Raw genomic sequence first — 26,629 nt, 5'->3', positions numbered from 1 at the left:
TTGCAGGTGGTGCGACGATGGACGTTATGGGGGACAAGGCAACTCTGTTCGAGACAGGGCGATTTGTGCAGCCTTCCGAACCGGGCGATGCCGGGGAGGTGGCCGATGCTGCTCGGATGACCGCTGAGCAGGCCGCGGAGGAGGCCGCCGAAGAGGTGCGGCAGCGGCTTGCCGCCGAGGCCGGCGACATCGAGGCGATGAGCGTCCTCGGGGCCCTGCTGCTGCGCCGCGGCGATCTCGACGGAGCCGAGCCCCATCTGCGTGCCGCCACCGCGACGGGGGACCGTGCCGCCGCCAACAACCTGGGAGTACTGCTTCATCAGCGGGGATACGCGGAGGAGGCCGCCGGGTGGTGGCGCATCGCCGCCGTCGCCGGATCGGCGGCGGCCGCGCACGCCCTCGGCCGTCATCACCGTGAGCGCGGTGACGAGCCGGCCGCGGAGTACTGGCTGCGGCAGTCCGCCGAGCAGGGGCATGTGCTGGGCGCGTACGCGCTCGCCGATCTCCAAGAGCACCGGGGCGACTCCGGGGCCGAGCGGTGGATGCGGGCCGCGGCCGAGCGGGGGCACCGGGAGGCCGCGTACCGGCTGGCGCGCGCCCTGGACCGGCAGGCCGCGCAGGAGGAGAGCCGCGAGGCCGGCGGCGAGCGCGGCGACGGCCGCGGTGGCGACGGCGCGGACACGTCCCTCGCGGACGAGGCCGAGCAGTGGCACCGGCAGGCCGCCGCGCGTGGACACCGGCGGGCCGCGCTGCATCTCGGGGCGATCCTGGAGAAGCGCGGTGAGCTCAAGGAGGCCGGGCGCTGGTATCTGACGTCCGCCAAGGACGGCGAGGCCCGGGCCGCGTGCGCGCTCGGCTTCCTGCTGCGCGACGCGGGTGACACGGAGAGCGCCGCCGTGTGGTGGCTGCGTGCCGCCCAGGACGGCGACGGCAACGCGGCCAACGCGCTGGGCGCGCTGCACGCCGAGCGGGGTGAGCCGCAGACGGCGGAGCGGTGGTACCGGGCGGCGATGGACGCCGGGGACGTCAACGGTGCGTACAACCTCGGGCTGCTCTGCGCCGAGCAGGGGCGCACGGCCCAGGCCGAGCAGTGGTACCGGCGTGCTGCGTACGCCGGCCACCGGGAGGCGGCGAACGCGCTGGCGATCCTGCTGCTCCGGGGCGGGGACACGACCGGCGCCGAACCGTGGTTCTCCAAGGCCGCGGAGGCCGGAAGCGTGGACGCCGCGTTCAACCTGGGCATCCTGCACGCAGGCCGGGGCGAGGAGCCGGCCGCGCTGCGGTGGTACGAGCGGGCCGCGGCCGCCGGACACACGGAGGCGGCGCTCCAGGTCGGCATCGCCCGGCTGCGGGACGGCGACGAGCCGGAGGCCGAGCGGCATCTGCGGTGCGCGGCGGGCGGGGGAAGCCCCGAGGCCGCGTACCGGCTGGCCACCGTACTGGACGCACGGCGCCCGCCGGCGCCCGCGCACGAGCTCGGGGAGTCCGTGCACGAGAAGTCCGAGTGCGAGGAGTGGTACGAGCGCGCGGCTTCCCAGGGGCACCGGCGCGCGCAGGTGCGGGTCGGCATGCTGGCCGCCGCCCGGGGCGATGTCGTCGAGGCGGCCCGGTGGTACCGGGAGGCGGCCGAGGCCGGTTCGCGCAACGGGGCGTTCAATCTGGGGCTCCTGCTGGCCCGGGAGGGCAGTGAGCCGGAGGCCGCTGTGTGGTGGACGCGGGCGGCGGACGCCGGTCACGGACGGGCGGCGCTGCGGCTCGCCCTCGTCTACGCGCGTCGGGGGGAGCTGGCGGAGGGGCAGTCCTGGGCGGACCGGGCGGTGACCCTCGGGCCGGCGGAGGTGTCGGAGCGTGCGGCCCGGCTGCGGGATGCGCTGCGGCAGGAACTGTCGGCGTGACCGGAACCGTGTGCTGCCCGCGGCTGCCGTGACCGGATGCCTGACCTGCGCCATTAAGTGATTTGCTTCTGTCCGCGTCCTTGACGTAACGTTGCATTCACCGACGCGGGGTGGAGCAGCTCGGTAGCTCGCTGGGCTCATAACCCAGAGGTCGCAGGTTCAAATCCTGTCCCCGCTACTGAAGGCCGAGGGCCGGAATCCGAAAGGGTTCCGGTCCTTGGTCCGTTTGGCGTCAGGTCCGTTTGGCGTCAGTGCGTTTCGGGGTCGACGTGTTTTGGGCCGGCGAGGACAGAACAAAGCCCCCCGGCACCGCAGACGGGCGCCGGGGGGCATCGGAAGCAGCTGCTACGCGGCCGCGCAGTTCGGGCACACGCCCCGGTACGTCACCTCGACGTCCGAGACCATGAAGCCGAAGCGCTCCGACTCGGGGAGGTCGGCCAGCGGGTTGCCGTCCGGATGGACGTCACGGATCGCGCCGCACCGGGCGCAGACCAGGTGGTGGTGCGGCCGGTGGGCGTTCGGGTCGTACCGCTTGGCGCGCTTGTCGGTGGCGACTTCCAGGACCTCGCCGAGGGAGACCAGCTCGCCGAGTGTGTTGTAGACGGTCGCCCGGGAGATCTCGGGCAGCTTGGCGACAGCCCTCGCGTGAACCTCGTCGGCCGTCAGATGGACGTGTTCGCCGTCGAGGACTTCGGCCACAACACGCCGCTGCGCGGTCATCCGCCAACCGCGGCCGCGCAGCCGTTCCAACAGGTCACTCATACTGGAAAGTCTAACAGAAGGGGACCAGTTCCCGAATGGGTGTGACTTTGGATTCACCCCTTACTTGGACAAAGTCCAATGTGGCGGAAGTGGTGGGTGGGCCGGGTCCCACCGCCGCCGCGAGGGGGCCGGCCCGCCCCGTGCACTCGGGTCAGGCGGGCACCTGCTGTCGTACCGGCGCCCAGCAGCGGATGATGTCGCGGACCGAGACGATGCCCACGGGCTCCTCACGGTCGAGGACGATGAGGTGGCGGAAGCCGCCGTGGGCCATGGCCCGGGCCGCCTCTTCCAGGGTCCAGCCGGGGGCGGCGAACACGACGTCGTTGGTGGTGTGGTCCTGGGTGCGCTCCGTGTCCGGGTTCTGTCCCAGGCCCACGGAGTTGAGGATGTCACGTTCGGTGAGGATGCCGATGCCGCCGGCGTCCGGGTCGAGAACCAGGGCTGCGCCGACTCGGCGGGCGGCCATCAGTGCTGCGGCCTGGCGGAGGGTGTGGGCGGGGCCGATGGTGAGGACCACCGTGCTCATGGCGTCGCGGACGAGCATGGGATGGAGCCACCTCCTAGGGAATCCACTTTGTTCACGGATTCACAAATTCACAAGTGGGGGGACTCTCAGAGTCTCAGGTAAAGCTCGGGTCAACAAGAGGGCGTGTGCGGCTGGTTGGCGGCGCGTACGCTCACCTGGTGCTGCTCACCAGCGCTCGTTGAGATACCCCAGGAACTCGTCGTGGAGCGGGCCGTTGGAGGCCGCCGCGTTGCCGCTGTGCGGGCCGGGGCGGCCGTCGAGGCCGGTGAAGGTGCCGCCGGCCTCCGTCACGATGATCGCGTTGGCCGCCATGTCCCACAGGGAGAGCTCCGGCTCGGCGCAGATGTCGACCGAGCCCTCGGCGACCATCATGTAGGGCCAGAAGTCGCCGTACGCGCGCGTGCGCCAGACCGCGCGGGTCAGGTCCAGGAAGCCGCCCAGCCGGCCCTGGTCCTCCCAGCCGGTGAGCGAGGAGTACGCGAAGGAGGCGTCGGACAGCTTGGAGACGCGGGAGACGCGCAGCCGGCTCGCCGAGGACAGGCTGCGGCCACTGAAGGCGCCGTGGCCCTTCGCGGCCCACCAGCGGCGGCCGAGTGCGGGCGCGGAGACGACGCCGACGACGGGCTGGAAGCCGCCCTCCCCGGCCTCCATGAGCGAGATGAGGGTGGCCCACACGGGGACGCCGCGCACGTAGTTCTTCGTGCCGTCGATGGGGTCGACGACCCAGCGGCGGGGGCCGGTGCCCTCGATGCCGTACTCCTCGCCGAGGATCGCGTCGCGCGGGCGGGCGCGCTGGAGCTGGCCGCGGATCAGTTCTTCCGCCGACCTGTCGGCCTCGCTCACCGGGGTCATGTCCGGCTTCGTCTCCACCTTGAGGTCGAGGGCCTTGAAGCGGTCCATGGTCGCCGCGTCGGCGGCGTCCGCGAGGACGTGGGCGAGACGGAGGTCGTCGAGGTAGTCGGCCATGTGGTGAACGGTATCTTCCGAGGTCGGTGCAGGGCCATACGGGGCTGGTTGCGGGGCGGGCGGCCGGTGGTGTGCCCCGGGCGCCCCCGAGTGCCTTCGCGAACCCTTGACAGTGCCCTCGTGCGCGTCAAATCTGGGCGCAGAGCCGCTCGCCCAGGGAGGCGATGATGCCTGCAGCGCGGGAAACCCTGCTGGACGCCGCTTTCGCGGCCCTGGCGCGCCGGCCGTGGTCGGCCGTGCGGATGGTGGATGTGGCCGCGGCGGCCGGAGTGTCCCGGCAGACGCTGTACAACGAGTTCGGCAGCAAGGAGGGCCTCGCGCGGGCGCTCGTCCGGCGGGAGGCCGACGGCTATTTAGCGGGGGTGGACCGCGCTCTCGCCCAGCCGCTCGACGGCCGTGACCGGCTGGCCGCGGTCGCCGAGTGGACCGTGTCGCTGTCCCGTGAGAACGCGCTCGTACGGGCCATGCTCACGGGCTGCTGGAGCGAGCGGCTGCCCTCGCCGACCTTGAAGGCGGTGCCGTCCTCCTCGGCCGTACCGGCGCAGCGCCGCGCCGACGGGCCGCTGCCGTCGCCCGGCGACTTCGTGGTGCTGGTCCGGGACCGCGCGGTCGCCGCCCTGTCCCTTCCCGGCGCCGCCAAGCAGGAGAGCGCCGAACTGTCCCGCTCCTGCGAACTCGTCTTCCGGCTCGCCCTGTCCTGTGTGGCGGCCCCGCCTGGCGAGGGGGGTGTGGCGGAGCTGGTACGGATGGCGGTGCATCGTCAAGCAACGCCGGAACGCTGAGCCGATCAACCCCCGGACGCTGAGCCGGTCAGCGCCCGAGTCGTGAGGTCCGGCGCGCCAAGCGCGCCTCAGTGGGCCGAGCCCGACAGCTGGAGGCCGATCACGCCCGCGATCACCAGGGTGATCGAGACGATCTTCAGGGTCGACACCAGGTCGCCGAGGAAGACCATGCCGTAGATCGCGGTGCCCGCCGCGCCGATGCCGGTCCACACCGCGTAGGCGGGGCCCACGTCGAGCTTCTTGAGGGAGAGGGTCAGGAGGCCGAAGCTGCCGAGGGCGAAGATGCAGAAGGCGACGGTGGGCCAGAAGCGGGAGAAGCCGTGCGAGAGCTTCAGGCAGACGGCGAAGCCTGTTTCGAGCAACCCGGCCACGATGACCAGCAGCCACGCCATGTGCTGTCCTCCAGTGTCTCCACGCTGTGTGACCGCTTCGTCAGGGTTCGCTCAGGCTTGGATCCGGCTCGGTGCGATTATGCCCTTACCGGCCACTCAGGGGGACAAACAACGCAGAGGTCAGTCGCCTTCCCGGCGTTCCCTCGTGGCCAGGAGGCGGCGCAGGGAGTAAAGACGTGCCGGGTCGGCATGGCCGTCGGCCACCCACTCGTCGAGCGCGCAGTCCGGCTCGTCGTGACTGCATGCGCGCGGACAGCCCTCGGTTCCCCGCTCCAGGTCGGGGAAGGCGTGGATCACGCGGGACGGGTCGATGTGGGCGAGACCGAAGGAGCGGACGCCCGGGGTGTCCACGACCCAGCCGGCTTCCCCGGTCAGCGGCAGGGCCAGCGCCGAGGTCGTGGTGTGGCGGCCGCGGCCGGTCACCGCGTTCACGTGGCCGGTCAGCCGGCGGCGGTCCTCCGGGACCAGGGCGTTGACCAGGGTCGTCTTGCCGACCCCCGAGTGCCCGACGAACGCCGTGACCTTGCCGTCGAGTTGTTCGCGCACCCGGTCCGCCGCACCGCCGTTTTCCAGTTCCTCCCGGCTGGTGACGACATAGGGGATGTCCAGGTCGCCGTACAGCTCCAGCAGCTTGTCCGGCGGGGCCAGGTCCGACTTGGTCAGGACCAGGAGGGGGTCCAGGCCGCCGTCGTACGCCGCCACCAGGCAGCGGTCGATGAGGCGGGGGCGGGGCTCGGGGTCGGCCAGGGCCGTGACGATCGCCAGCTGGTCGGCGTTGGCGACCACCACCCGCTCGTACGGGTCGTCGTCGTCCGCCGTGCGCCGCAGTACGGACCTGCGCTGCTCGATGCGGACGATCCGCGCGAGGGTGTCCTTCTTGCCGGACAGGTCGCCCACGAGGGCCACCCGGTCGCCGACCACCGCCGCCTTGCGGCCCAGCTCCCGGGCCTTCATCGCCACCACGATCCGGTCCTCGACCAGACAGGTCAGCCGGCCCCGGTCGACGGTGAGGACCATGCCCTCGGCCGCGTCCTCGTGCTTGGGGCGGATGTGCGTACGGGGCCGGTTGCCCTTGCGGTTGGGGCGGGAACGGATGTCGTCCTCGTCGGTGTGCTTGCCGTAGCGGCGCATGGATGAGTCCCTACGCCCCGAGCATCCCGGTCCACAGGTCGGGGAAGTCCGGGAGTGTCTTCGCCGTCGTCGCCACGTTCTCGATCTGCACGCCCTCCACCGCGAGGCCGATGATCGCGCCGGCGGTGGCCATGCGGTGGTCCTCGTAGGTGTGGAAGATCCCGCCGTGCAGTCGGCGCGGGCGGATGTGGAGGCCGTCGGAGGTCTCGGTCACGTCGCCGCCGAGCTCGTTGATCTCCTTGGTGAGCGCGGCCAGCCGGTCCGTCTCGTGCAGCCGCAGATGCGCCACGCCCCGGAGGGTGGACGGGGAGTCCGCGAGGGCCGCGACCGCCGCGATGCCGGGGGTCAGCTCGCCGACCTCACCCAGGTCCACGTCGATGCCGTGGATCGCACCCGAACCGGTGAACACCAGGCCGTACTCGGTGAGTTCACACCTGCCGCCCATTTCGGTGAAGATCTCGCGCAGCCGGTCACCCGGCTGGGTCGTGCGCGCGGGCCAGTCCGGGATGACGATCTTGCCGCCGGTCACCAGGGCCGCCGCCAGGAACGGCTGGGCGTTGGACAGGTCCGGCTCGACCGTCAGGTCGCGGCCGAGCAGGGCGCCGGGCGTGACCCGCCAGACGTTGGGCTCGCCGCCGGACTCCGGGGTGTCCACCTGGGCGCCGACCGCGCGCAGCATGTCCACCGTCATGCGGATGTGCGGCATGGAGGGCAGGGAGGAGCCGGTGTGACGGACCTCCACACCCTGGTTGAAACGCGGGCCGGACAGCAGCAGGGCGGACACGAACTGCGACGAGGACGACGCGTCGATCTCCACCGGGCCGCCCTCCAGGGCACCGCCGCCGTGGACCGTCAGCGGCAGCGCGCCACGCCCGTCGTCGTCGATACGGGCGCCGAGAACGCGCAGGGCGTCGATCACACCGTTGAGGGGGCGCTCGTACGATCTCGGGTCGCCGTCGAAGCGGACGGGGCCGTCGGCCAGCGCGGCGACCGGCGGCAGGAAGCGCATCACCGTGCCGGCGTTGCCGACGTCGACCGTGGCGGGGCCGCGCAGCCCCGAGGGGATGACCCGCCAGGCCTCGCCGGAGCCGTCCGGGCCGACGCCTTCCTCGATGCCGACGCCCAACGTCCGCAGGGCTCCCGCCATCAGCAGGGTGTCGCGCGAGCGCAGCGGGCGGCGCAGCCAGCCGGGCTCGGAGGCGAGGGCGGCGAGCACGAGGGCACGGTTGGTGACCGACTTGGACCCCGGCACGTGGACCGTCGCATCGACGGCTCCGCTCGCGCAGGGGGCGGGCCAGAGGGCGGTGTGGGCGTCGTTCGGGGCCATGCGCCCACTGTATAAGGACGCACCGGTCCGGGTGCGGCGCCGTTATGGCTGGTCGGGCCCGCACGGTGGAGCCGCACAGATGCACGGCCCCGCGCCCCTCACAGGGGCGCGTTCACCCCTCCAGCAGCCAGCGGCCGCCGCCTATCAGCGAACACAGCGACACCGCGTGGAACAGGAACAGCCACAGGCCCGCCGGGACGTGGGTGAGGCGCGACAGCTGGTCGGCGTCCGAGTCGCCCGCGCCGCCGCGGGCGCGTTTGGCCTGGAGTTCGAAGGCCGGGCGGACGCCGCCGAGCAGCAGGAACCACACCACCGCATACGCGAACGCCGCCTGCACCTGCGGGCCGGCCAGCCAGGACACCAGGACGAAGGTGCCGCCGGTGAGGATCACGGTCACCGCTCCGTACGCGTTGCGGATCATCACCAGCATCGCCATCAGCAGGGCCGTGGCCAGCCACAGCAGCGCGGTGATGTGCCCGGCGGCGAGCAGCGCGGCGCCCCCGAGGCCGAGCAGCGGGGGAGCGGTGTAGCCGGAGGCCGCGGTGAGGATCATGCCCAGGCCGTACGGCTTGCCGCGGCTGACGGTCAGGCCGCTGGTGTCGGAGTGCAGCCGTATGCCGGTGAGCTGCCGGCCGGTCAGCAGCGCGATCAGGCCGTGGCCGCCCTCGTGGGCGATGGTGATGGCGTTGCGCGAGAGGCGCCACACGTTGTGCGGGACGACCAGGACGAGCGCGGCGACCAGGGTCCCGATCACCACCCACAGGTCGGGGTCGGGCTGACTGCCGAAGATCTCGTCCCAGAGGGCGGCGAGCGAGTCGGATGCGGTGGTGTGCATGTTCGGCGGTGGCTCCCTCACGTCGCGTGGAATCTGGCAGTGTGGCACGTATGTGCGGACGGTATGCGGCCAGTCGTGGGCCTGAGGATCTCGCAGGAATCTTTGAGATCGAGAAGTGGGACCCCGAGGAGACCCTTGAGCCGGACTACAACGTGGCTCCGACCAAGGAGGTCTACGCCGTCCTGGACCGTCCTGTGAAGGACGCGGAGGATCGGCGGCCGGTTCGCCAGCTGCGCGCGCTGAAGTGGGGACTCGTCCCGTCCTGGTCGAAGACCCCCGAGGGCGGGGCCCGGATGATCAACGCGCGCGCGGAGACCGTCCACGAGAAGCCGTCGTACCGCCGTGCCTTCTCCGCACGCCGCTGCATCATCCCCGCCGACGGCTACTACGAGTGGGTCACCGGCAAGGACGAAAGGGACCTGGAGGTGGAGGGCAGGAGGAAGCGGCCGCGCAAGCAGCCCTACTTCGTGCTCCCCGCCGACGGGTCGGTCTTCGCGATGGCCGGGCTGTACGAGTTCTGGCGGGACCGGACCCTGCCCGACGACCATCCGCAGGCCTGGTGGGTGACGTGCTCCGTCATCACCACGGAGGCCGAGCGGACCCCGCTGGCGGTGGCACCGGCCGAGGGTCCGCACGCGCTGTCCGACATCCACCCGCGGATGCCGCTGATGCTGACCCGGGACCGCTGGGACACCTGGCTGGACCCCGCGCGCACGGACGTCGACGAGCTGAAGTCGCTGCTGGAGCCGCCGCCCGCGGGACTGATGCGGGCCTATCCGGTGACGACCGCGGTGAGCAATGTGCGCAACAACGGACCGGAGCTGCTGAAGGAGCTGGAGGGGCCCGAAGAGGGCACACTTTTCTGATGTGACGACCCAGACCATCGAGACCGTCGAGACGGACGCGGGTACCGCCCGGATCACCTGGCACAAGGCCACCGAGCCTCGCCTGCTGCTGGCCGTCGGCCATGGCGCGGGCGGCGGCATCGGGACACGCGACCTCAGGGCCCTGGCGGCCGGGCTGCCCGCACACGGTGTGACCGTCGCGCTCGTCGAGCAGCCTTGGCGGGTGGCCGGGAAGAAGCTGGCGCCCGCGCCGAGGACGCTGGACGTGGGCTGGCGGGGCCTGTGGCCGGCGCTGGCCGGGCCCGGACTGCCCGTGATCGCGGGCGGACGGAGCGCGGGGGCCCGCGTGGCCTGCCGTACGGCCGTGGAGCTGGGTGCACACGCCGTCCTCGCCCTCAGCTTCCCGCTGCACCCGCCGGGCAAGCCCGAGAAGTCCCGCGCGGTGGAACTGCTCGGCGCCGGGGTGCCCACACTGGTCGTCCAGGGAGGCAACGACCCGTTCGGCAAGCCCGCGGAGTTCCCCGAGGGGCCGTACGAACTGATCGAGGTGCCGTACGGCGATCACGGCTTCGTCGTGCCGAAGCGGGCGGAGATCACACAGGACCAGGCAGTGGCGCTCATCACCGACGGGGTCGTGAAGTGGACCGGGTCACTCGGGTAAAGCTTCGGGAATGATGCGCGCGGGCCCACTGTTGAGCGGACAGAAGTGCTGAACCACCAGCGCCGACGTCGCAGGAGAGGAAGTCCGCCGCATGGGTTCGACCGTATGCCCGACCCGCAGCAGCCGCACTGACCTGGACTGGACGGTGCTGCACGCGGCCAAGACCGCCTCTATTCGGGCGGCGGGCGGACCGGATCGTCGTCTATCCTCCGATTCTGGTGGGATCGGTTTCGGTCCTGCCCAGGAGCTTGAGGAGGTGGGTCCGGTCACCGGTACCGACGCAGGGACCGATCACGGCCAGGCGGAGCAGCCCGAGGGCCAGGGCACGAGTGCCGCGACGGCGGAGACCACCGCCGAGCGCAGCGCGCGCTTCGAGCGGGACGCGCTCGAATTCCTCGACCAGATGTACTCGGCGGCCCTGCGCATGACGCGCAACCCGGCCGACGCCGAGGACCTGGTGCAGGAGACGTACGCCAAGGCGTACGCGTCCTTCCACCAGTTCCGCGAGGGCACCAACCTCAAGGCGTGGCTGTACCGGATCCTCACCAACACCTTCATCAACTCGTACCGCAAGAAGCAGCGCGAGCCCCAGCGCAGCGCCGCCGAGGAGATCGAGGACTGGCAGCTCGCCCGCGCCGAGTCGCACATGTCGACGGGTCTGCGCTCCGCCGAGTCGCAGGCGCTCGACCACCTGCCGGACTCGGACGTGAAGGCAGCGCTGCAGGCGATCCCCGAGGAGTTCCGCATTGCCGTCTATCTCGCGGATGTCGAGGGCTTTGCGTACAAGGAGATCGCGGACATCATGGGGACACCCATCGGTACGGTGATGTCCCGGCTGCACCGGGGCCGCCGTCAACTGCGCGGCATGCTCGAGGACTACGCCCGTGAGCGCGGGCTGGTCCCGGCCGGCGCCGGAGAGTCGAACGAAGCGAAAGGCTCAGGCTCATGAGCTGCGGAGAGCCGCACGAGACCGATTGCAGCGAGATCCTGGATCATCTCTACGAGTTCCTCGACCATGAGATGCCTGACACCGACTGCACCAAGTTCGAGCACCACTTCGAGGAGTGCTCGCCCTGTCTGGAGAAGTACGGCCTGGAGCAGGCCGTGAAGAAGCTCGTCAAGCGGTGCTGCGGACAGGACGACGTGCCGACCGACCTGCGCGCCAAGGTGATGGGCCGGATCGACCTGATCCGCTCCGGGCAGGCGGTGCCCGAGCACGATGTGACCGCGACTCCGCAGGAGTCCTGACCACCGCAGTCACTCGAACGTGCTAATCCGCGGGTGATGGCCCCGCGGGTTTCCCTCCGGCCGCCCTAGTCTCCGAACCCTGGACTGCCATGTCCGGGGAGGGGGCGCGATGGAGACGGTTCCGGCACGGGCACGTGCCTACGTGGCGTGTGTCGTCGTCGCCGCGCTGATCTGTCTGTCACCGCTGCCCGGCGCTCGTACGCCCTGGTGGGCGGTTCTCCTGCTCGCCCTTCTCTACGGCTGCTGCGAGCAGGTCGCCGCCCGATGGAGGTTTGCCGGAACCTTTTACCCCGTCCTGCTCGCCGGGGCCTTTCTGCTGCCCCCGTCGGCCGCCGCGCTGGTGCCGTTGCCGGGGGCGCTGCTCTCTCCCGTGGACCAGCGGCCCAAGGGGCTCAGACGGATCTGGCGGGCCGCCCAACTCGTCGTCTGCGTAGGGGTGGCGGCGCGGGTCCACTGGGCGTTCGGCGGGCGGGACGCGGTCGTGGCGTCCGACTTCCCGTACGCCCTCGTCCCGGCCGGGGCGGCCGTGCTGGCGTTCTGTCTGGTGCTGTCCGCCCTGGACGGGGGGATTCTGGCGCTCGCCGAGCGGGTGCCGGTGCACCGGGCCTGGCGCGGGCTGTTCCTGCGGTCGCCCGCTCCGGTCGCCGTGCACGGGCTGGCCGGGCTGATGATGGCCGTGCTGTGGAACAGTCCCTACGGGCCGTTCGCCGCGCTGCTCGTGCTGCTTCCGATGTGTGTGTCGTGGTGGGCGTTCGCCCAGTACCACCGCGAACGCGCGGCCCATCGGGCCACGATCCGGGCGCTGGTGCAGGCCGTCGACATCAAGGACGGCTACACACGCGGACACAGCGAGCGGGTCGGGCAGGCGTCCATGATGATCGCGCGTGAGCTCGGGATGGACGACGAGCGCGTCGAAGTCCTGCGGTTCGCAGGGATCCTGCACGACGTGGGCAAGCTGGGTGTTCCCACGCGACTGCTCAGGAAGGACGGACCGCTCACGCCCGAGGAACGGCGCGTGATCGAGCTCCATCCCGAGTACGGGCACGAGATGGTGCGGGGGATCTCCTTTCTCGGGGAGGCACGGGCGGCGGTTCTGCATCACCACGAGCGGCTGGACGGAAGCGGGTACCCCTACGGGCTGACGGGGAGTCAGATTCCGGAGTCGGCGCGGGTGGTGGCGGTCGCCGACGCGTTCGACGCGATGACCTCCACGCGGTCCTACCGTCGGGCCCGGCCGGTTGCCGCCGCGCTGGAGGAGCTGGAGCGGTGCGCGGGTGCGCAGTTCGATCCGCGGATGGTCGCGGCGCTCAGGCGGGCGCTCGGGCGGTGCGTGTGGCATCCGGCGGTCACCGCGGACGAGGCCCGGTCGCCTCGTGTCTTACCACCCGGCCGCGAAGGCCCACCCGTCTCCGCTCGGCCGGAAGGGCACCCCGACAGCGTCGGCCGGAGTGCCCCATGAGATCGACGCGGCACCCTGTCCTCCTCGGCCTCATCCACGCCTGCGCCGGACTTCTCGCCGCCGTCTCCCTCCTCCACACCCTCTGGACCGGCCTCCACGAACGCCCCCTCGCGCTCGCCTTCGGCCTGCTCATCACCGTCGGTGAGCTCACCCTCCCGCCCTCTCGGCTTCGCTCCAACGGGGGGACACCCATGCATGGCACCCAGGTCAGGGAGGCCGCGCCGCTCGGGGCCGCCGGGGCGCTGGCGTACGCGCTGCTGGGCGAGGACGCGGGGCAGCCGACCCATCACGGCGCCCTTCAGGCCGTCGCCGTCGTGCTGGCCGCCTCCCTCCTCGGCAGCGTGCCGCACACCGCGCGCGGGCAGGGGCAGGCGCTCGACCATCTCGCCCGGCGTGTGCTGACGGTCGGGTTCGCTGCCGTGTGCTTCCAGCCGCTGTACGGCCAGGGCGTGTTCGGAACCTGGGGCGGGACCGCATACGCCCTGGTGCTGCTCGCGCTGCTGTCCCTGACCGCGCTGTGCGACGCCCTGCTCGCCGCCGCCCTGGCGCACTCCCGCACCGGCTGGCCCTTCGGCCCGCTGCTGCGCGACGAACTGCGGGCGCTGCTCGGGATCGGGTCCGCGGTCATCGCGACGGGGGCCGTGATGGCGCTCGCCGTCGCCGTGGCCGGGCTGTGGGCCCTGCCCGTGTTCTCGCTGCCCCTGCTGCTCACCCAGCTGTCCTTCCGGCGGTACGCGGCCGTACGGACCACATACCGGCAGACCATCGCCTCCCTCGCCCGGGCCACCGAGGTCGCCGGGTACACCCCGGCCGGGCACGCCCGTCGGGTGGCCGCCCTCAGCCAGGCCGTCGGGCGGGAGCTGGGGCTGTCCGGGCCCGAGCTGACCGTGCTGGAGTACGCGGCCCTGATGCATGACATCGGGCAGCTCAGCCTGGTCGATCCGGTACCCGCGGGGGCCACCGCCGGCCTGCCCGTCGCCGAACAGCGGCGGATCGCGCTGCTCGGCGGGGCCGTCGTACGCCAGACCGGCGTCGACACGGCGGTGGCGGTGGTCGTGGAGCGCCAGGCCGACCCCTGCAGGGAGCAGCCGGTCGCCGCACGGATCGTACGGGCCGTGAACGCGTACGAGGAGAAGGCCCGGGACGCCGGGCCCGGCGGGGCCCTCAAGGCGCTGGAGGAACTGCGCCTCGCGACCGCCGGGGAGTATGCGCCCGAAGTGGTGGAGGCGCTGGCGAGGGTCCTCTCACGGGACTGTCTGACCCTGCCTGCCACTGGGTAACCCATGGGTAATGAGCGCCCTTCCAGCCGTACGTGGTTGGATGCGAATGAGAGGGTGTCCGGGGGCACAGCCAGCCCACTCCACGGAACTGGCAGGCGGGAATCGTGAGGATCTTCGGCAAGGGACGGCACCGGCCCTCCGCCTCCTGGCGGCAGGCCACGGACCGCGCGTTCACGCTGATCGGCGACGGCCGTTACGAGGACGCGGGGGCGCTGCTGACGCGAGCCGCCGATCTGGAGCCCTGGCTGTCCGAGTCCTGGTTCAACCTCGCCCTCCTCCACAAGTTCCGGCACGACTGGGAGCAGGCCCGGGCGGCCGGACTGCGTGCCGTCGCCCTGCTCGACCGGGAGACCGGGGCACCCGATTGGTGGAACGTCGGCATCGCCGCCACCGCGCTCCAGGACTGGCCGCTGGCCCGGCGGGCCTGGCAGGCCTACGGGCTGCGGGTGCCCGGGGGCGCGACGGCCTCCGGCGAACCGGCGGGCATGGACCTCGGGAGTGCCGCCGTACGGCTGTCGCCGGAGGGCGAGGCCGAGGTGGTCTGGGGGCGGCGGCTGGATCCCGCGCGGATAGAGGTGCTGTCCATTCCGCTGCCGTCCTCCGGACGGCGCTGGGGCGAGGTCGTGCTGCACGACGGGGTGCCCCATGGGGAGCGGAGCACGGCCGCGGGGCACTCCTACCCGGTGTTCGACGAGATCGAGCTGTGGGCGCCCTCGCCCGTCCCCACCTGGGTGGTCCTCCTGGAGGCGGCCACCGAGGACGACCGGGACGCGCTGGAGCAGCTGGCCGCGGACGCGGGGTTCGCGGCGGAGGACTGGTCGTCCTCGGTGCGGTTGCTGTGCCGTACGTGCTCCGAGTCGCGGATGCCGTCCGACGAGGGGGACGGGGAGCATCTCGATCCGCACGATCACAGTGAGCCGGGCCACCCCGGGCCGCTGGGGCACCGGACGGACGGGCAGTTGTGGGTGCCTGAGCGGGAGTGCGGGGTGGCAGCGCCGGCTTCGCTGGTCAGGGGGTTGCTGGACGGGTGGGTTGCGGACAGCCCGGATTCTCGGGACTGGCGGGATCTGGAGGAAGTCTGCTAGCTCGGCGCCGTCGTGGCTGGTCGCGCCCACGTGGCGGAGCTGCACACCGACACTGCCGCGCGCCCCTGATGGGGCGCTCCCCGTACCCTGTATCAGCATCACACCCCCGTTTTTCCGAGGAAGGCATACGTCGGTCATGGCGCAGCAGGACACCGATCAGCAGCACGCGGGCGTGCTCCCCGTGGACGACGAGGGCTTCGTCATCGACACCGAGGAGACGGAGGAGCGCGAGAACGCCTGGCGTGAGCGGGGCACCTCGCGGCCGATCACGGTCGTCGGGAACCCGGTGCTGCACAAGGAGTGCAAGGACGTCACCGAGTTCGGCGAGGAGCTTCAGCAGCTGGTCGCGGACATGTTCGCCTCGCAGCGCGCCGCCGAGGGCGTGGGCCTTGCCGCCAACCAGATCGGCGTGGACCTGAAGGTCTTCGTCTACGACTGCGGCGACGACGAGGGCGTCCGGCACGTCGGTGTCGTCTGCAACCCCAAGCTCGTCGACCTGCCCGCCGACAAGCGCCGGCTCGACGACAGCAACGAGGGCTGCCTGTCGGTGCCCACCGCGTACGCGCCGCTCGCCCGCCCGGACTACGCCGAGGTGACCGGGCAGGACGAGAAGGGCAACCCGATCAAGGTGCGCGGCACCGGATACTTTGCCCGGTGTTTGCAGCACGAGACCGACCACCTCTACGGGTACCTCTACATCGACCGGCTCTCCAAGCGTGAACGCAAGGACGCGCTGCGGCAGATGGCCGAGAACGAGCCCCGCTACCCCGTGGTCGCGAACGACTGACGCCCCACGACTCCCGTACGCACGGCGCCTGTTCAGGATTCCCTTCCCGCACAGGCGCCGTTCGTCTGTCTGTCGCACTCCCGATCGTCCTGTACTCCTCCAGTGATCCATAACCCGGCACAGAGGGGGAGATTCTACGCGCTGAGGGGTGGTGAACGAAGCAAATCCATTCCCAGAACGGTCAGTTGTGGTGCTGAATGGGCAGTGCGGGGATACGCAACGGCGCACGCCCCGCACAGAGGGAGGGGCGTGCGCGACTGGCGGCTGAGAGGGGTTTTGTTCGTGCATGCTTTCCCATACAGCACCACATCGACACTGACGGCGATCGCCATCCCACCCTCGCTCTCTCTTCCGGTGATCGAAGCAGCGTTTCCCAGGCAACTCCACTCGTATTGGCCCAGGCTCCAGGAGAAGACACGCACCTGGCTGCTGGAAAAACGGCTCATGCCTGCGGACAAGGTGGAGGAATATGCCGACGGCCTGTGCTACACCGACCTCATGGCGGGGTACTACATCGGTGCCCCGGACGACGTCCTGCAGGCGATAGCCGACTACAGCGCGTGGTTCTTCGTCTGGGACGACCGGCACGACCGCGACATCGTCCACGGCCGGGCGGGCGCCTGGCGGCAGCTCAGGTTCCGTTTGCACGCCGCCCTGGACTCACCCCTGACCCATCTGCACCACGAGGACCCACTGGTCGCAGGGCTGGCGGACAGTGTGGCGCGGCTGTACTCGTTCCTGTCCGACGGGTGGAACGCGCGGTTCGCCCGGCACTTCCACGCGGTGATCGAGGCGTACGACCGGGAATTCCGCAACCGCACCGTCGGACGGGTTCCCACGGTCGAGGAGTATCTCGCCCTGCGCCGCCTCACCTTCGCGCACTGGATCTGGACCGATCTGCTGGAGCCGAGCGCCGGATGTGAACTGCCGGACCAGGTGCGCAAACACCCGGCATTTCGGCGGGCGGCGCTGCTGAGCCAGGAATTCGCCGCCTGGTACAACGACCTCTGTTCACTCCCCAAGGAAATAGCGGGGGACGAGGTCCACAATCTCGGGCTCAGTCTCATCAAACACGAGGGGCTGACGCTGGAGGAAGCGGTGGGGGAAATTCGGCGACGCGTCCAGGAATGCATCCTGCAATTCCTGCTGGCCGAACGGGACGCCTTGCGTTTCGCCGACCGCATCGCCGACGGCACCGTGCGGGGAAAGGACCTGAGTGTCGCCGTACGGGCCTGTCTGGGAAATATGCGGAACTGGTTCAGTTCCGTCTACTGGTTCCACCACGAGTCCGGCCGGTACATGGTCGACTGCTGGGACGACCGGTCCACGCCCCCGTACGTCAACAACGAAGCGGCAGGTGAGAAATGACCGTCGAGTCTGTGAAGCGCGCAGCACATACAGCCCCCGAAGTCCGCGGAGCGACGGAGCTTCGTGAGCCGCCCCTCGCCGGCGGGGGTGTCCCGGCCCTCGGCCACGGCTGGCAACTGGCCCGCGACCCGCTGGCGTTCATGTCCCGGCTGCGCGACCACGGCGAGGTCGTACGGCTGAAGCTCGGCCCGAAGACGGTGTACGCCGTCACCACGCCGGCCCTCACCGGAGCCCTCGCGCTGAGCCCCGACTACCTCATCGCCGGGCCGCTGTGGGAGTCGCTGGAAGGCCTGCTCGGAAGGGAAGGCGTCGCCACCGCCAACGGCCCGCTGCACCGGCGCCAGCGGCGCACCATCCAGCCCGCCTTCCGGCTGGACGCGATCCCCGGGTACGGGCCGATCATGGAGGAGGAGGCGCATGCGCTGACCGAGCGCTGGAAGCCGGGCGAGACGATCGACTGCACCTCCGAGGCCTTCCGGGTCGCCGTGCGGGTGGCCGCGCGCTGTCTGCTGCGCGGCGAGTACATGGACGAGCGGGCCGAGCGGCTGTGCGCCGCGCTCGCCACCGTCTTCCGCGGTATGTACCAACGGATGGTGGTCCCGCTCGGACCCCTGTACCGGCTGCCTCTCCCGGCCAACCGCAAATTCAACCGGGCGCTGGCCGATTTGCATCTCGTGGTCGACGAGATCGTCGCCGAGCGCCGGGCATCCCGTCAAAGGCCGGACGATTTGCTGACGGCATTGCTGGAGGCGAAGGACGACAATGGCGACCCGATCGGGGAACAGGAGATCCATGATCAGGTGGTCGCGATACTCACCCCCGGCAGCGAAACCATCGCGTCCACGATCATGACGCTGCTTCAGGTGCTCGCCGACCATCCGGAACACGCGGACAGGGTGTGCGCGGAGGTTGAATCCGTGACCGGCGGCCGGCCGGTGGCATTCGAGGACGTCCGCAAGCTCGGCCACACCAACAATGTCGTCGTCGAGTCCATGCGGTTGCGGCCCGCCGTATGGATTTTGACGCGCCGGGCGGTGACCGAAACGGAACTCGGCGGGTATCGTATTCCGGCCGGTGCCGACCTCGTGTACAGCCCGTACGCGATCCAGCGCGACCCGCGTTCGTATGCCCGCAACCAGGAGTTCGACCCGGACCGGTGGCTTCCGGAGCGGGTGCAGGAAGTGCCGAAATACGCCATGCGGCCGTTCAGCGTGGGCAACCGCAAGTGTCCGAGCGACCACTTCTCGATGGCCATGCTGACCCTGATCACGGCGGCGCTGGCGGCGGCGTTCCGCTTCGATCAGGTGGCCGGTTCGAACGACTCCACCCGTGTGGGCATCACCCTGCGCCCGCACCGGCTGTTGCTCAGGGCGACGCCGAGATGACCGGTCAGGCGGCGTCCTCTGCGGCCTCCGGGCCCCGGAACGTGCGCCGGTATGCGTTGGGGGTGGTGCCCAGCGCCCGTACGAACTGATGGCGCAGCGCGGCCGCGGTGCCGAACCCCGTTCGGCCCGCGATCGCGTCCATCGTCTCGTCCGTCGCCTCCAGCAACCGCTGTGCCAGCAGCACCCGTTGGCGCAGGATCCAGCGGTACGGAGTGGTCCCCGTCTCCTGCTGGAAGCGGCGGGCGAAGGTGCGCGGGGACATCAGGGCGCGGTCGGCGAGCTGCTCGACGGTGACGTCCTCGTCGAGGTGGCGCTCCATCCACGCCAGCACCTCGCCGACCGTGTCGCACGGCGACTTGGGCAGCGGCCGCTCGATGTACTGGGCCTGCCCGCCGTCCCGGTGCGGCGGTACGACCATCCGCCGGGCGATCTTGTTGGCGACCTCGGGCCCCTGCTCCTTGCGCACGATGTGCAGACAGGCGTCGATGCCGGCGGCGGTGCCGGCGGAGGTGATCACCGGGTCCTCGTCGACGTACAGCACGTCCGGCTCGATGATCGCCCGTGGATTGCGCACGGCGAGCTCGTCGGCCTGGCGCCAGTGCACACTGCACCGCCGCCCGTCGAGCAGCCCGGCCTCGCCCAGCACGAAGACGCCCGAGCAGACGCTGAGTACCCGGGCACCGCGCTCCACGGCCCGCACCAGGGCGTCCAGCAGCTCGGGCGGATAGCTGCGCGTGACGTAGTCGCTTCCGGCCGGTACGGCGATCAGATCGGCCTCCTCCAGCCGGTCGAGGCCGTAGGCCGTGGTGACGGTGAGTCCGCCGACGTGGGTGCTCAGGTTCGGGCCCTCCGCCGAGACGACGGCGAAGTCGTACACCGGCAGGCCCTCGTCGCTGCGGTCGATGCCGAAGACCTCGCAGACGACGCCCAGTTCGAAGGGGTGCACGCCGTCGAGCAGGACGGCGACTACGTTTTTCAGCATGGTGCCAGTGTGCCACCAATGTGGCAGTAAATCGAGGGTGTGCGGCAGTCCTGCCACTGTTGGTAAGGAGTATTCGGCGCGACAGTGGTGTACATGAATACGACGCAGCTGGAAGCACTCATCGGAACACTGACCGTTCTCGCGATCCTGGCGCTCCTGGTCGCCCCCACGGTGATCGGCATCGTGCACGACCGGCGCATCGACCGTCAGCTCAAGGAGGCGGAGCACCCGCGGCAGGACACCGTCCGCCCCGCGCGGCCCCGCTCCCGCAGCTACGTCACCGCCACGGTGACCCACCACTCCTGAAGGCCCTCGCACGCGACCCGGCCGGGGTCGGCGGCACACAGCGGGCGCGACGCGGAAAGCCGTGCCGTCCCGGCCGCCACCGCCTTGAAGGCGGCGGAGGCATCGCCCGGCCGAAGGACGATGCCGCTGTTGGTGGCCTCCAGGGCACTGCCGGTGACGGCGACGGGCGTCCAGGGACGGGCCGGGGTGCCGTCAAGGCTCACCCGGACCACGTCCCCGGTCGCCAGGCAGATCCTGCGGCCGGAGTCGGCGGCCGTGAACGTCGACCGAACCGTACAGCCCTTCGCGGATGTCGCGGACGTCGCGGGGGACGGCGACACGGTGCCGCCGCCGCCCGCGCCGCCGCTCTGAGCGCCGCAGCCGGCGAGCAGAAGCGTCACCGCGGCGAGGGCGGCGATCCGGTGCACCTGGTGGCTCCGGTGGATCCGGTGGCTCCGGTGGTGGCTTGTTCGGCACATGGGGTGGCCTCCTCGCCCCTTGGACGTGCCGTCCGGGCGTCCGGATCCACCCCTTGCGCCGTTGTGGAACCGGTCTCTAGAACTCGTCGTCGAAGGAGACCGAGCCCTCCACCGCGACCTGGTACGCCGAAGGGCGGCGCTCGAAGAAGTTCGTCAGTTCCTGGACGCCCTGGAGCTCCATGAAGGAGAACGGGTTCTCGGAGCCGTACACGGGCGCGAAGCCGAGGCGGGTCAGCCGCTGGTCGGCCACGCACTCCAGGTACTGACGCATCGACTCGGTGTTCATGCCCGGCAGACCGTCACCGCACAGATCGCGCGCGAACTGCAGCTCGGCCTCGACGGCCCCCCGCAGCATGTCGGCGACCTGCTGCTGCATCCGGTCGTCGAAGAGCTCGGGCTCCTCCTTGCGGACGGTGTCGACCACCTCGAAGGCGAAGCTCATGTGCATCGTCTCGTCGCGGAACACCCAGTTGGTGCCGGTGGCGAGACCGTGCAGCAGACCGCGGCTGCGGAACCAGTAGACGTACGCGAAGGCACCGTAGAAGAACAGGCCCTCGATGCACGCGGCGAAGCAGATCAGATTGAGCAGGAAGCGGCGGCGGTCGGCCTGCGACTCCAGACGGTCCAGCTTCTCGACCGAGTCCATCCACGTGAAGCAGAACTCCGCCTTCTCGCGGATGGACCGGATGTTCTCCACGGCGGCGAAGGCGGCCGCCCGGTCCTCCGGGTCGGGGAGGTAGGTGTCCAGCAGGGTCAGATAGAACTGGACGTGGACGGCTTCCTCGAAGAGCTGGCGCGACAGATACAGGCGCGCCTCCGGGGAGTTGATGTGCTTGTACAGCGTCAGCACGAGGTTGTTCGCCACGATCGAGTCGCCCGTCGCGAAGAACGCGACCAGCCGGCCGATCAGGTGCTGCTCCGCGGGACTGAGCTTCGCGAGGTCGGCGACGTCGGAGTGGAGGTCGACCTCCTCCACGGTCCAAGTGTTCTTGATGGCGTCCCGGTAGCGCTCGTAGAAGTCCGGGTAGCGCATGGGGCGCAGAGTCAGCTCGAAGCCGGGGTCGAGAAGATTCTGGTTGCTGGGCATTACTGGCAGGCCTCGCAGGACTCGGGGTTCTCAAGGGAGCAGGCGACCGCCTCGGGGTCCGGGGTGGCCTGCACGGGGACAGTGGCCTGGGCGGCCCGGGCGATGCGCGTCGCCGGGCGCGAGCGCAGGTAGTACGTCGTCTTCAGGCCCTGTTTCCAGGCGTACGCGTACATCGAGGAGAGCTTGCCGATGGTCGGCGTCTCCATGAACAGGTTCAGGGACTGGGACTGGTCCAGGAACGGCGTGCGGGCCGCCGCCATGTCGATCAGACCGCGCTGCGGGATCTCCCACGCCGTGCGGTACAGGGCGCGGACGTCGGCCGGGATCCACCCGAAGTCCTGCACCGAACCGTTCGAGTCGCGCAGCGCCTCACGGGTGCGGGCGTCCCAGACGCCCAGCTCCTTGAGGTCCTTCACCAGATACGAGTTGACCTGGAGGAACTCGCCGGACAGCGTCTCGCGCTTGAAGAGGTTCGAGACCTGCGGCTCGATGCACTCGTACACGCCCGCGATCGACGCGATGGTGGCGGTCGGCGCGATGGCGAGGAGGAGGGAGTTGCGCATGCCGACGGAGGCGATGCGCTCGCGCAGGGCCGCCCACCGCTCCGGCCAGGCGAGCTCCACGCCGAAGTGGTCGGGGTGCAGCACACCCCGGGCCGTACGGGTCTTCTCCCATGCCGGCAGCGGGCCGTTGCGCTCGGCGAGGTCCGCGGACGCCTCGTACGCGGTGAGCATGATCCGCTCGGCGATCCGGGTGGCGAGCGCCTGCGCCTTTGGCGAGTCGAAGGGCAGGCGCAGCTTGAAGAAGACGTCCTGCAGCCCCATCGCACCGAGGCCGACGGGACGCCACCGGGCGTTGGAGCGGCCCGCCTGCTCGGTCGGGTAGAAGTTGATGTCGACGACGCGGTCGAGGAAGGTGACGGCGGTGCGGACGGTGGCGTCCAGCCGCTCCCAGTCGATGTCGCCGACGGCCGGGTCGACGAACGCGCCGAGGTTCACCGACCCCAGGTTGCAGACCGCCGTCTCCCCGTCGTCCGTGACCTCCAGAATCTCCGTGCAGAGGTTGGAGGAGTGGACCACATGGCCCGGCTCGGCGGTCTGGTTGGCGGTGCGGTTGGCCGCGTCCTTGAAGGTCATCCAGCCGTTGCCGGTCTGCGCGAGGGTGCGCATCATCCGGCCGTAGAGGTCACGGGCCGGGATGGTCCTGCGCGCGAGCCCCGCGGCCTCGGCCCTGCGGTACGCGGCGTCGAACTCCTCGCCCCACAGGTCGACCAGCTCGGGCACGTCCGCGGGCGAGAACAGCGACCACAGCGCGTCGGCGTTCACCCGGCGCATGAACTCGTCCGGGATCCAGTGCGCGAGGTTCAGGTTGTGCGTACGGCGGGCGTCCTCGCCCGTGTTGTCGCGCAGCTCCAGGAACTCCTCGATGTCGGAGTGCCAGGTCTCCAGGTAGACCGCGGCCGCGCCCTTGCGCCGGCCGCCCTGGTTCACGGCGGCGACCGAGGCGTCCAGGGTCTTCAGGAACGGGACGATGCCGTTGGAGTGCCCGTTCGTGCCGCGGATCAGCGAACCGCGGCACCGGATCCGGGAGTACGACAGCCCGATGCCGCCCGCGTGCTTCGAGAGACGGGCGACCTGGTGGTAGCGGTCGTAGAGGGAGTCCAGCTCGTCCAGCGGGGAGTCGAGGAGGTAGCAGGACGACATCTGGGGGTGCCGGGTGCCGGAGTTGAAGAGCGTGGGGGAGGAGGGCAGGTAGTCGAGACGGCTCATGAGCCCGTAGAGCGCCGCGACCTCCTCCAGCGACCTCACCGTGTCGTCCTCGGCCAGACCGCAGGCCACCCGCAGCATGAAGTGCTGGGGCGTCTCGATCACCTGACGGGTGAACGGGTGCCGGAGCAGATAGCGGCTGTGCAGGGTGCGCAGGCCGAAGTAGCCGAAGCGGTCGTCGGCCGAGGCGTCGACGAGCGCGTCGAGGCGGCGCGCGTGCAGCCGCACGAACGCGGCGGTGCGGTCGGCGATGAGCCCCTCGCGGTGCCCGACCGCGACGGACTGGGTGAACATCGTCACGCCCTGCGAGGCGGCCTCGGCCGCGATGCTGATCGTCAGCAGCCGGGCGGCCAGCCGGGAGTACGCCGGGTCCTCCGAGATGAGACCGGCCGCCGCCTCGGTGGCCAGCTCCCGCAGCTCCGCCTCGTCGGCCCGCGCGGACCGGCCGCGCAGCGCGGCGGCGGCCACCCGGCCGGGGTCGGCGTCGGGGAGGTCGGCGGTCAGCTCGGTCAGGGTCCGCAGCAGCGCGGTCCCGGGACCGTCGTCGGCCACGCTGCTGGCTGCTGAAGCCGGATCGGCTGGCGCGATGGTCACGTGGGGCTCTCCCTCGCTCGGCACGGGGCCTTGCGGAGCGCAGGGGGCAGCTCACGAGCGCACACGGCGTCGCGTCCACCGGCCCATTCCGCGAGGCCCGGACGTCATGGCACACCGGCCGGACGGCCGGGGCGCACTGTCGGCAGGTCCTCGGACTGAGCCTCGAACGCGGTGATACGCGTAGGAGTACACCGTTGCGGGACAGTTCCGGATTCGCACCGGATTCCCCTGCGGCGACAGCGAGGATGAGCATACATCTTGTGCCGGGTTGAGGTGACAACCCCAGATGTTGTGTCGGGGTGGCTTCGTAGCGTCAACTCGGTCTTACGGCTCGTTCTCAGCAGCAGCGGAACCCCTGCCGGGGGTCGGCCTCCTGACGCTGTGTCCGCATCCGCTCGAAGGCACGGCGGGTCGGCACCGGTGCCCCGGGACGGATCGCGCGCAGATGCGCGACATAACGGTCGTACGCCGACTCGTCCGTCAGCTCCCGCAGATACCAGCGCACGCCCCTAAGCGTCCGAACGACCCGGTGAAGCGCCGATCGCAGCACGCGCCTCCTCCTTCTCCTGCTGTGTCGGGAACAGCCCGGCCGGGGCCACGATCCTCGACTCGACGTACGGCGATTCGCTCAGGCTGGACAGCGCCGGGCGGCGGATGTGCCGGACGCACACGCGCAGCGCGTCCGCGATCACCACCACGATCAGCACGGGCAGGAGCGCGGTGAGGATGCCGTCCACCGTGGAGTTGGTGACCACGGTGTGCATGTCGTCCATGTTCTTGGCCGGCGGCAGGACCTTTCCGGCGTCGATGGCGTCCTGGAACACGGACCGCTGCTTGAAGAAGCCGACCCGGGGATCGCTGGAGAACACCTTCTGCCAGCTCGCCGTGAGGGTCACCGTCGCGTCCCAGGCGAGCGGAATCCCCGTGATCCAGGCCCACTTGAGGCGCCCCGACTTCACGAGCAGGGTCGTGCAGACGGCCAGGGCGACCGCCGCGAGCAGCTGGTTGGAGATGCCGAAGACCGGGAAGAGCTGGTTGATTCCGCCGAGGGGCTCATGGACGCCCACCCACAGGAAGTAGCCCCACAGTCCGCACACGATCGCGCTGGTGACGACGAGTCCCGGCTTCCAGCTGACGTTCCTGAAGGGCCGGAAGACGTTGCCCAGCAGGTCCTGGAGCATGAACCGGCCCACGCGGGTGCCGGCGTCCAGCGCGGTCAGGATGAACAACGCCTCGAACATGATCGCGAAGTGGTACCAGAACGCCCTGAGGCCCCCGCCGGTGACCTGGGAGAAGATCTCCGAGACACCCACGGCGAGTGTGGGCGCACCGCCGGTGCGGGACAGCAGGCTCGACTCCTCGACGTTCTTCGCGGCCTGGGCCAGATCGCCGGGGGAGATCTGGTAGCCCCAGCCGGTCACCACCTGCGAGGCGTTCTCCACCGTCGTGCCGATCACCCCGGACGGCGCGTTCATCGCGAAGTACAGGCCCGGGTCGACGATGCTCGCCGCGACCAGCGCCATGACCGCGACCGAGGACTCCATCAGCATGGAGCCGTAGCCGATCATCCGGACCTGCGTCTCCTTCTGGATCATCTTCGGCGTCGTGCCCGACGAGATGAGCGAGTGGAAGCCGGACAGGGCGCCGCAGGCGATGGTGATGAAGACGAACGGGAAGAGGGAGCCCGCGAAGACCGGTCCGTCGCCGCGCGAGGCGAAGTCGGTGACCGCGTCCATCCGCAGCGTCGGCAGCACGATCACCACACCGAGCGCGAGCAGGAGGATCGTGCCGATCTTCATGAAGGTGGAGAGGTAGTCGCGGGGTGCGAGCAGCATCCACACTGGCAGGATCGAGGCGACGAAGCCGTACGCCACCAGCCAGACGACCAGGGTGGAGGGCGCGAGCGTGAAGGTGCCGGCCCACGACGACTCGGCGACCCAGCGGCCCGCGACCAGCGCGAGCAGCAGCAGCGCCACGCCCAGCAGCGAGACCTCGGTGACCCGGCCCGGCCGCAGGACCCGTAAGTAGAAGCCCATCAGCAGGGCGATCGGGATGGTCATCGCGATGGAGAAGGTGCCCCATGGGGAGGCGGCCAGCGCGTTGACGACCACCAGGGCCAGCACTCCGAGCAGGATGATCATGATGGCGAAGGCGGCGATCAGCGCGGCCGCACCGCCGAACGGGCCGATCTCCTCGCGGGCCATCTGGCCAAGAGACCTGCCGTTCCGCCGCGTCGAGAAGAACAGCACCACCATGTCCTGGACCGCGCCCGCGAAGACGACGCCCGCGATGATCCAGACCGTGCCGGGCAGATAGCCCATCTGCGCGGCCAGCACGGGGCCGACCAGCGGTCCGGCGCCCGCTATCGCCGCGAAGTGGTGGCCGAGCAGCACCCGGCGGTCGGTGGGATGGAAGTCGATGCCGTTGTTGAGGCGTTCGGCGGGGGTGGCCCGGGTGTGGTCGACCTTGAGGACCTTGTACGCGATGAACTTCGCGTAGAAGCGATAGGCGATCGCGTACGAGCCGAGGGCGGCCGCGACCATCCAGGCGGCCGAGACGTCCTCGCCCCGGGAGAGCGCGAGCACGGACCAGCCCGCCGCGCCGACGAGCGCGACGAGGGTCCAGATGACGATGGATCGGACGTTCGCGGTACGCACCGGGTGGTCCTCCCGTCCATGCGGCGACGGGGGGAACGTAGAACA

Annotated in this window: 26 protein-coding genes, 1 tRNA gene and 1 riboswitch; of the genes, 14 read left to right on the top strand and 13 right to left on the bottom strand. The window is 70.7% G+C overall.

Going from position 1 to position 26,629, the window contains the following annotated elements; all coding sequences use genetic code 11:
* The first annotated feature begins 17 nt into the window (after window positions 1–17).
* Both F7R91_RS10810 and F7R91_RS10805 read left to right on the top strand, forming a co-directional pair.
* On the top strand, window positions 18–1,895 hold the full coding sequence (locus tag F7R91_RS10810) for a tetratricopeptide repeat protein (protein WP_150947020.1): 1,878 nt from the start codon (window positions 18–20) through the stop codon (window positions 1,893–1,895).
* 104 nt (window positions 1,896–1,999) lie between these two features.
* Window positions 2,000–2,073, top strand: a tRNA-Met gene (locus F7R91_RS10805).
* Window positions 2,074–2,240: 167 nt separating this feature from the next.
* Here F7R91_RS10805 and F7R91_RS10800 read toward each other — a convergent pair.
* The 3 genes from F7R91_RS10800 to hisN all read right to left on the bottom strand — a co-directional run bounded on the left by F7R91_RS10800 (window position 2,241) and on the right by hisN (window position 4,149).
* Window positions 2,241–2,657: a Fur family transcriptional regulator gene (locus tag F7R91_RS10800; protein WP_150947018.1), complete on the bottom strand. Its 417-nt coding sequence runs from the start codon at window positions 2,655–2,657 to the stop codon at window positions 2,241–2,243.
* A 151-nt stretch (window positions 2,658–2,808) separates the two neighbouring features.
* Window positions 2,809–3,201, bottom strand: a complete 393-nt coding sequence (locus F7R91_RS10795; RefSeq protein ID WP_150947016.1) for a CBS domain-containing protein — start codon at window positions 3,199–3,201, stop codon at window positions 2,809–2,811.
* A 147-nt stretch (window positions 3,202–3,348) separates the two neighbouring features.
* Window positions 3,349–4,149: a histidinol-phosphatase gene (gene hisN, locus F7R91_RS10790; protein ID WP_150947013.1), complete on the bottom strand. Its 801-nt coding sequence runs from the start codon at window positions 4,147–4,149 to the stop codon at window positions 3,349–3,351.
* A 164-nt stretch (window positions 4,150–4,313) separates the two neighbouring features.
* Here hisN and F7R91_RS10785 point away from each other — a divergent pair, with 164 nt between their 5' ends.
* Complete coding sequence (locus F7R91_RS10785; protein ID WP_150947011.1) at window positions 4,314–4,931, top strand: TetR/AcrR family transcriptional regulator; 618 nt, start codon at window positions 4,314–4,316, stop codon at window positions 4,929–4,931.
* A 68-nt stretch (window positions 4,932–4,999) separates the two neighbouring features.
* Here the strand turns inward: F7R91_RS10785 and F7R91_RS10780 are convergent, their stop codons facing one another.
* The 4 genes from F7R91_RS10780 to F7R91_RS10765 form a co-directional block, all read right to left on the bottom strand.
* Window positions 5,000–5,323, bottom strand: coding sequence for a DMT family transporter (locus F7R91_RS10780; protein ID WP_150947009.1), 324 nt, complete (start codon window positions 5,321–5,323; stop codon window positions 5,000–5,002).
* Between the two features lie 120 nt (window positions 5,324–5,443).
* Window positions 5,444–6,454, bottom strand: coding sequence for a ribosome small subunit-dependent GTPase A (gene rsgA, locus F7R91_RS10775; protein ID WP_150947006.1), 1,011 nt, complete (start codon window positions 6,452–6,454; stop codon window positions 5,444–5,446).
* Window positions 6,455–6,464: 10 nt separating this feature from the next.
* Window positions 6,465–7,781: a 3-phosphoshikimate 1-carboxyvinyltransferase gene (gene aroA / locus F7R91_RS10770; RefSeq protein ID WP_150947004.1), complete on the bottom strand. Its 1,317-nt coding sequence runs from the start codon at window positions 7,779–7,781 to the stop codon at window positions 6,465–6,467.
* Window positions 7,782–7,893: 112 nt separating this feature from the next.
* Window positions 7,894–8,616: a M50 family metallopeptidase gene (locus tag F7R91_RS10765; protein WP_150947002.1), complete on the bottom strand. Its 723-nt coding sequence runs from the start codon at window positions 8,614–8,616 to the stop codon at window positions 7,894–7,896.
* A 50-nt stretch (window positions 8,617–8,666) separates the two neighbouring features.
* Here F7R91_RS10765 and F7R91_RS10760 point away from each other — a divergent pair, with 50 nt between their 5' ends.
* The 10 genes from F7R91_RS10760 to F7R91_RS10715 all read left to right on the top strand — a co-directional run bounded on the left by F7R91_RS10760 (window position 8,667) and on the right by F7R91_RS10715 (window position 18,734).
* The gene (locus F7R91_RS10760) at window positions 8,667–9,482 is read left to right on the top strand and encodes an SOS response-associated peptidase (protein WP_150947000.1); all 816 of its coding nucleotides are present in this window, start codon (window positions 8,667–8,669) and stop codon (window positions 9,480–9,482) included.
* Window position 9,483: 1 nt separating this feature from the next.
* Window positions 9,484–10,122 carry an alpha/beta hydrolase family protein gene (locus tag F7R91_RS10755; RefSeq protein WP_191971431.1) on the top strand — a complete coding sequence of 213 codons (639 nt, stop codon included), beginning with the start codon at window positions 9,484–9,486 and terminating at the stop codon, window positions 10,120–10,122.
* A gap of 256 nt (window positions 10,123–10,378) precedes the next feature.
* Window positions 10,379–11,071 carry an RNA polymerase sigma factor SigR gene (gene sigR, locus F7R91_RS10750; protein WP_191971430.1) on the top strand — a complete coding sequence of 231 codons (693 nt, stop codon included), beginning with the start codon at window positions 10,379–10,381 and terminating at the stop codon, window positions 11,069–11,071.
* Entirely contained in the window at window positions 11,068–11,370 is a 303-nt protein-coding gene (gene rsrA, locus F7R91_RS10745; RefSeq protein ID WP_150946996.1) for a mycothiol system anti-sigma-R factor, read from the top strand. The genes sigR and rsrA overlap by 4 nt, the downstream gene beginning before the upstream one ends.
* A gap of 109 nt (window positions 11,371–11,479) precedes the next feature.
* Window positions 11,480–12,829 (top strand): HD-GYP domain-containing protein, encoded by a 1,350-nt coding sequence (locus tag F7R91_RS10740; RefSeq protein WP_150946994.1) that lies wholly within the window; start codon window positions 11,480–11,482, stop codon window positions 12,827–12,829.
* A complete protein-coding gene (locus F7R91_RS10735; protein WP_150946992.1) occupies window positions 12,826–14,109 on the top strand; it encodes an HD-GYP domain-containing protein in 1,284 nt (427 codons plus the stop codon). Before F7R91_RS10740 ends, F7R91_RS10735 begins: the two co-directional genes overlap by 4 nt.
* A 104-nt stretch (window positions 14,110–14,213) precedes the next feature.
* Window positions 14,214–15,194 carry a tetratricopeptide repeat protein gene (locus tag F7R91_RS10730; protein ID WP_150946990.1) on the top strand — a complete coding sequence of 327 codons (981 nt, stop codon included), beginning with the start codon at window positions 14,214–14,216 and terminating at the stop codon, window positions 15,192–15,194.
* Between the two features lie 136 nt (window positions 15,195–15,330).
* Window positions 15,331–15,981 carry a peptide deformylase gene (gene def, locus F7R91_RS10725; RefSeq protein ID WP_150946987.1) on the top strand — a complete coding sequence of 217 codons (651 nt, stop codon included), beginning with the start codon at window positions 15,331–15,333 and terminating at the stop codon, window positions 15,979–15,981.
* 282 nt (window positions 15,982–16,263) lie between these two features.
* Window positions 16,264–17,349 carry an epi-isozizaene synthase gene (cyc1, locus tag F7R91_RS10720; RefSeq protein ID WP_150946985.1) on the top strand — a complete coding sequence of 362 codons (1,086 nt, stop codon included), beginning with the start codon at window positions 16,264–16,266 and terminating at the stop codon, window positions 17,347–17,349.
* Window positions 17,346–18,734 (top strand): bifunctional albaflavenone monooxygenase/terpene synthase, encoded by a 1,389-nt coding sequence (locus F7R91_RS10715; RefSeq protein WP_150946983.1) that lies wholly within the window; start codon window positions 17,346–17,348, stop codon window positions 18,732–18,734. The genes cyc1 and F7R91_RS10715 overlap by 4 nt, the downstream gene beginning before the upstream one ends.
* 4 nt (window positions 18,735–18,738) lie before the next feature.
* On the opposite strand, the gene F7R91_RS10710 is transcribed toward F7R91_RS10715, so the two are convergent.
* Window positions 18,739–19,716, bottom strand: coding sequence for a GlxA family transcriptional regulator (locus tag F7R91_RS10710; protein ID WP_150946981.1), 978 nt, complete (start codon window positions 19,714–19,716; stop codon window positions 18,739–18,741).
* 93 nt (window positions 19,717–19,809) lie between these two features.
* On the opposite strand from F7R91_RS10710, the gene F7R91_RS10705 reads away from it, so the two are divergent.
* Window positions 19,810–20,022, top strand: a complete 213-nt coding sequence (locus tag F7R91_RS10705; RefSeq protein ID WP_150946979.1) for a hypothetical protein — start codon at window positions 19,810–19,812, stop codon at window positions 20,020–20,022.
* On the opposite strand, the gene F7R91_RS10700 is transcribed toward F7R91_RS10705, so the two are convergent.
* The 5 genes from F7R91_RS10700 to F7R91_RS10680 form a co-directional block, all read right to left on the bottom strand.
* On the bottom strand, window positions 19,989–20,480 hold the full coding sequence (locus F7R91_RS10700) for a hypothetical protein (protein ID WP_150946977.1): 492 nt from the start codon (window positions 20,478–20,480) through the stop codon (window positions 19,989–19,991). The genes F7R91_RS10705 and F7R91_RS10700 overlap by 34 nt on opposite strands.
* Before the next feature lie 76 nt (window positions 20,481–20,556).
* Window positions 20,557–21,567 carry a ribonucleotide-diphosphate reductase subunit beta gene (locus F7R91_RS10695; RefSeq protein ID WP_150946976.1) on the bottom strand — a complete coding sequence of 337 codons (1,011 nt, stop codon included), beginning with the start codon at window positions 21,565–21,567 and terminating at the stop codon, window positions 20,557–20,559.
* Window positions 21,567–23,927: a ribonucleoside-diphosphate reductase subunit alpha gene (locus F7R91_RS10690; protein ID WP_150946974.1), complete on the bottom strand. Its 2,361-nt coding sequence runs from the start codon at window positions 23,925–23,927 to the stop codon at window positions 21,567–21,569. The genes F7R91_RS10695 and F7R91_RS10690 overlap by 1 nt, the downstream gene beginning before the upstream one ends.
* Window positions 23,928–24,051: 124 nt before the next feature.
* A riboswitch (cobalamin riboswitch) is annotated at window positions 24,052–24,180 on the bottom strand.
* Between the two features lie 84 nt (window positions 24,181–24,264).
* On the bottom strand, window positions 24,265–24,474 hold the full coding sequence (locus tag F7R91_RS10685) for a YbdD/YjiX family protein (RefSeq protein WP_150947490.1): 210 nt from the start codon (window positions 24,472–24,474) through the stop codon (window positions 24,265–24,267).
* On the bottom strand, window positions 24,437–26,584 hold the full coding sequence (locus F7R91_RS10680; protein ID WP_150946973.1) for a carbon starvation CstA family protein: 2,148 nt from the start codon (window positions 26,582–26,584) through the stop codon (window positions 24,437–24,439). The genes F7R91_RS10685 and F7R91_RS10680 overlap by 38 nt, the downstream gene beginning before the upstream one ends.
* Window positions 26,585–26,629 lie beyond the last annotated feature (45 nt).

The organism is Streptomyces luteolifulvus (genome assembly GCF_008806595.1).
GTDB classification, from domain to species: Bacteria; Actinomycetota; Actinomycetes; order Streptomycetales; family Streptomycetaceae; genus Streptomyces; species Streptomyces luteolifulvus.
Note: the sequence above shows the minus strand (reverse complement) of the source record. Positions and strands in the feature narration are given on the sequence as shown.

Bases quoted from the DNA above. Each gene is read 5' to 3' on its own strand.
- F7R91_RS10810 (WP_150947020.1), top strand. From the start codon at position 18: ATGGACGTTATGGGGGACAAGGCAACTCTGTTCGAGACAGGGCGATTT.
- F7R91_RS10800 (WP_150947018.1), bottom strand. From the start codon at position 2,657: ATGAGTGACCTGTTGGAACGGCTGCGCGGCCGCGGTTGGCGGATGACC.
- F7R91_RS10795 (WP_150947016.1), bottom strand. From the start codon at position 3,201: ATGCTCGTCCGCGACGCCATGAGCACGGTGGTCCTCACCATCGGCCCC.
- hisN (WP_150947013.1), bottom strand. From the start codon at position 4,149: ATGGCCGACTACCTCGACGACCTCCGTCTCGCCCACGTCCTCGCGGAC.
- F7R91_RS10785 (WP_150947011.1), top strand. From the start codon at position 4,314: ATGATGCCTGCAGCGCGGGAAACCCTGCTGGACGCCGCTTTCGCGGCC.
- F7R91_RS10780 (WP_150947009.1), bottom strand. From the start codon at position 5,323: ATGGCGTGGCTGCTGGTCATCGTGGCCGGGTTGCTCGAAACAGGCTTC.
- rsgA (WP_150947006.1), bottom strand. From the start codon at position 6,454: ATGCGCCGCTACGGCAAGCACACCGACGAGGACGACATCCGTTCCCGC.
- aroA (WP_150947004.1), bottom strand. From the start codon at position 7,781: ATGGCCCCGAACGACGCCCACACCGCCCTCTGGCCCGCCCCCTGCGCG.
- F7R91_RS10765 (WP_150947002.1), bottom strand. From the start codon at position 8,616: ATGCACACCACCGCATCCGACTCGCTCGCCGCCCTCTGGGACGAGATC.
- F7R91_RS10760 (WP_150947000.1), top strand. From the start codon at position 8,667: ATGTGCGGACGGTATGCGGCCAGTCGTGGGCCTGAGGATCTCGCAGGA.
- rsrA (WP_150946996.1), top strand. From the start codon at position 11,068: ATGAGCTGCGGAGAGCCGCACGAGACCGATTGCAGCGAGATCCTGGAT.
- F7R91_RS10740 (WP_150946994.1), top strand. From the start codon at position 11,480: ATGGAGACGGTTCCGGCACGGGCACGTGCCTACGTGGCGTGTGTCGTC.
- F7R91_RS10735 (WP_150946992.1), top strand. From the start codon at position 12,826: ATGAGATCGACGCGGCACCCTGTCCTCCTCGGCCTCATCCACGCCTGC.
- def (WP_150946987.1), top strand. From the start codon at position 15,331: ATGGCGCAGCAGGACACCGATCAGCAGCACGCGGGCGTGCTCCCCGTG.
- F7R91_RS10715 (WP_150946983.1), top strand. From the start codon at position 17,346: ATGACCGTCGAGTCTGTGAAGCGCGCAGCACATACAGCCCCCGAAGTC.
- F7R91_RS10710 (WP_150946981.1), bottom strand. From the start codon at position 19,716: ATGCTGAAAAACGTAGTCGCCGTCCTGCTCGACGGCGTGCACCCCTTC.
- F7R91_RS10705 (WP_150946979.1), top strand. From the start codon at position 19,810: ATGAATACGACGCAGCTGGAAGCACTCATCGGAACACTGACCGTTCTC.
- F7R91_RS10700 (WP_150946977.1), bottom strand. From the start codon at position 20,480: ATGTGCCGAACAAGCCACCACCGGAGCCACCGGATCCACCGGAGCCAC.
- F7R91_RS10695 (WP_150946976.1), bottom strand. From the start codon at position 21,567: ATGCCCAGCAACCAGAATCTTCTCGACCCCGGCTTCGAGCTGACTCTG.